Source organism: Moorena sp. SIO3H5 (assembly GCF_010692395.1).
In the GTDB taxonomy this organism is placed as follows: domain Bacteria; phylum Cyanobacteriota; class Cyanobacteriia; order Cyanobacteriales; family Coleofasciculaceae; genus Moorena.
The window spans coordinates 1-3635 of the sequence record NZ_JAAHHS010000585.1 but is presented as its reverse complement, the minus strand read 5'-3'; the positions used below and the strand labels follow the sequence as shown (position 1 = coordinate 3635).

Sequence of the window (3635 nt, the reverse complement as noted above, 5' to 3'; positions counted from 1 at the left end):
TGATGCTCATGCGATCGCAGCGGCAGCATTGCAATTGTTCTATGACAAAACTCAACCCCCCATTAGTGACGATATCGAAGAACGAACGGTGGAACGTCCCAAACTGCGGCTTAACACAGACAAACGCCATCGGTCAGAAAAACCCAGAAAGCCTGTGATTCAAAATCAGTCAAGATAAGATAGACAAAGATGAAGTGTAAAGGATGAAGGCGTATTGGATGAAGTAGCAAAATATACCAGTTGTTTCGTCAAGGAACAACAATTAATGGAAGGATTGACAGATCATAACCTTCATGCTTCATACTTCATGCTTCATACTTCACACTTCACACTTGATACTTCACCCTTAATACTTCCCTAACCAAACGTGGCTTCAAGTCTGTCTGTTTCTACTTCACTCAACTGGCCTGGCTTAGTTGAGGCTTACCGTCCTTATTTGCCAGTCACTGACTCCACACCAGTGGTAACCTTACTCGAAGGTAATACTCCTCTAATTCCTGTCCCCACTATTGCCAAAATTATTGGCAGAGGAGTAAAGGTACTGGTGAAATATGATGGTCTCAATCCTACCGGTAGTTTTAAAGACCGGGGCATGACCATGGCGATTACAAAAGCTAAGGAAGCAGGAGACCAAGCGGTAATCTGTGCTAGTACGGGAAATACCTCGGCATCAGCAGCAGCCTACGCTCGTCGGGGGGGAATGCGGGCATTTGTAATTGTTCCTGATGGTTATGTAGCTCTGGGGAAATTAGCCCAAGCGTTGGTATATGGAGCAACAGTAATCGCCATTAAGGGAAATTTTGATGACTGCTTGACAATTGTCCGGGAAATGGCATTAAAGTATCCCGTGACCTTGGTCAATTCCCTCAATCCTTATCGCTTAGAAGGTCAAAAGACAGCTGCGTTTGAGATAGTGGACAACTTAGGTGATGCTCCTGATTGGCTGTGCATACCAGTGGGCAATGCTGGCAATATTTGTGCCTACTGGATGGGATTTTGCGAGTACCATCAGCAGGGGAAATGCGATCGCTTACCCCAAATGATGGGATTTCAAGCATATGGAGCATCCCCGATTGTCGCTGGCAAAGTCCTAGAGCATCCCGAAACCATTGCAACCGCAATTCGGGTGGGCAACCCAGCTAGCTGGAAAAAAGCGATCGCAGCCCAAGAAGCTAGTAAAGGGGCATTTAATAGCGTTACCGATCAAGAAATTTTAGATGCCTATCGGTTATTGGCATCCCAAGAAGGAATTTTTTGTGAACCAGCGAGCGCTACATCAGTCGCTGGTTTGTTGAAAGTAAAAGACCAGGTACCCACAGGAGCAACGGTGGTTTGTGTACTGACAGGTAATGGTCTCAAAGATCCAGATACTGCAATTGAACACAGCAACAACCCATTGACAGAAGGGATTGAGCCCACAACTGCTGCTGTGGCAGAGGTAATGGGGTTAAAGCCAAAAGAGGTTTAGCGCCGTCGTACCTGATCCACCACATGATGAATCCCATCTATGATCAACCTTGGCTGGTCGAAATACATCAGATGACCGCTTTGCTCGGAAATAATCTGCCGACTACTCGAAGATAAAGTAGCAAGTTCAGCCTGGAGTTCTTGCCAGACGGCTCTTTCTTGTTGCATATAATCTGCTGTAAAGCCACGGGGTAACTGATCCACAGTGACGGGCTTTGCAGCTGTTAGCACCACTAACGGGCGATCGTCCAAAGAAGGCGTTGTTTGAACCCGCTTTAGGTTTCGATGGAAGCGATGCAGCGCGGTCTTGGGGGTTTCCCCCATGAGCGACTGCATCAAGACAGAGTTGTGCTTCAGCTTCCACAGTAACAGTCGATTGAGGGCCAAAGGCTTTGACCTGGGGCAGCATTTCTGGGGGAATCCGTCTAACGTTGGGATTTGGCAAATTATGCAATAAGCGCAAGACTCCCATAGCGGCCAATTGCCTGTTCAGCCATGACTTGACCGGAGAGGGTTTGAGATTAACTGGGGCAGGTGGAAAACGCTCTTCCTGTTCTGGATGAGCTGAATCCACCAATACCATGCCTACTACTTCGTTAGGGTAAAGCTCTGCGAACACTCGACTATAAATACCACCCATGGATAGCCCTGCTAACACTTGACATCTCCCCCGGCTAAAGCACAGGGGATTCTACAAGGAAGTTACGCCGCAGGGTGAACCCGTGCGGCGTAACTTCTTGTTCGGTAGGATCTAGAAAGAGATTTAAACAGGTCGTACCGATGTGGGAGTGTCAAGCTCCCGCTACCCACCTTGGTCAGATCAATGCCTAACTGTGTGGCTACTTTTCTGGCAATATTTGCGGCACCATTACAGTCCGCGTTAACCAGATATCCTTTTGCGGATTTGTATAATCCACGCCTTACTCTTCTCCCTGAGGGTTTCCATCCACTGGGTTTTTCACCGTGTCTAGGCAATGAATCCTCATCCAAGAAAGACGCTTTGCTGGTGTATGCTTCTTCGGTAATTGTTAGCTTTATTCCATATTCTGAACAGAGCTGTTTTAATCTTTCGATCAGCCTCTTAGTGGGAATGACCACGAAGTTTTGATTACCTCGTCTCCCCATATTTGCCGAATCTTTTTGTCGTTCGTTCCAACCTATGATCAAATTCCCAATGTAATCGCTAAGACAGCGGTTGATGATGAATCGAGCGGCTTTATTAATCGCATCACGCATTTGGTTATTGCGCTTTCGCTGCACTCGATCAAGGTTACTGTCCCAATAGAACTCAGGCTTTCCAGTTTTATACTTAGTAACCAAGCGAGCATATCCCTGATTCATTGATTTGAGTTTCCGACCATCAATAATCAGGCTTTTTCCATGGGTTGAAACTCCGGTTAACCAATTATTGCCACCATGGTCGAAACTCCATGCCTGAGAGTAATCAAGATTTGGGTTGTCCTTAACTGGCTGTTTTCCGTCGTCGATTACCCAGTCAATCCACAGTTGACCATAACAAGGGCGAATCGTTACCTCTCTGACCCAATCCGGGTCTATAAATTCCGGAGCTTCTAAGGCAATTTCAGTAAGTAATTCTGACTTACTATCTTTACTTATAGAGGGATAAAACAAGCCTTTTTTATAAGTAAGAGCCTGTCTAGGAAAAGTGACAGCAGCTAGCCCCCCTTTTCTTCGGTATCTAAGAAGTCTTGGTCTGTCTACCTGGCCTTTATAGTAAAGCCCTACTAATTGATTGTAACTTGTAATTGATTCGGCCACAGACTTAAGAGTTTGCTGTGCTGACTGGGCGGCCATAGCTTTGTAATGGGGGTTGTTTTTCAACTCTTTGCAAAGCTCTGCGTATTTGATACTACACTTATATGTTTTCCATCCATACCGCAGTATATCCTCTTTCCAATAAGTGGTATAAGCCTCTGGTTGCTGTTCTAACCAAGTGTAATGCTTCTGCTTGGAGTAATAAGTTGCACAATTCCATAGGCTGTTAGCGTTTTCACATTGAAACAACCAGAAAGCTTTTTCTTCGTCGGCAAATGTTTCTTTTACAGGAATTGTTCTGTACATATTTCCATCACCTCCTTACAGATATTATGACATATTTAAACCCGAATAGTTCCATTGTGCACGGGATACGGCGGGGTAAACCCCGT

4 protein-coding genes are annotated in these 3635 nt (G+C 45.7%); 1 reads left to right on the top strand and 3 read right to left on the bottom strand.

Annotated elements, in window-relative coordinates; translation table 11 throughout:
- The first annotated feature begins 367 nt into the window (after nt 1-367).
- Nucleotides 368-1468: a threonine synthase gene (gene thrC / locus F6K52_RS33955; RefSeq protein ID WP_293089226.1), complete on the top strand. Its 1101-nt coding sequence runs from the start codon at nt 368-370 to the stop codon at nt 1466-1468.
- On the opposite strand, the gene F6K52_RS33950 is transcribed toward thrC, so the two are convergent.
- The 3 genes from F6K52_RS33950 to F6K52_RS33940 all read right to left on the bottom strand — a co-directional run bounded on the left by F6K52_RS33950 (nt 1465) and on the right by F6K52_RS33940 (nt 3549).
- Nucleotides 1465-1635, bottom strand: a complete 171-nt coding sequence (locus F6K52_RS33950; protein ID WP_293089224.1) for a hypothetical protein — start codon at nt 1633-1635, stop codon at nt 1465-1467. The genes thrC and F6K52_RS33950 overlap by 4 nt on opposite strands.
- Entirely contained in the window at nt 1595-2107 is a 513-nt protein-coding gene (locus F6K52_RS33945; RefSeq protein WP_293089222.1) for a hypothetical protein, read from the bottom strand. Before F6K52_RS33945 ends, F6K52_RS33950 begins: the two co-directional genes overlap by 41 nt.
- A gap of 62 nt (nt 2108-2169) precedes the next feature.
- Nucleotides 2170-3549 (bottom strand): transposase, encoded by a 1380-nt coding sequence (locus tag F6K52_RS33940; RefSeq protein WP_293089220.1) that lies wholly within the window; start codon nt 3547-3549, stop codon nt 2170-2172.
- Nucleotides 3550-3635 lie beyond the last annotated feature (86 nt).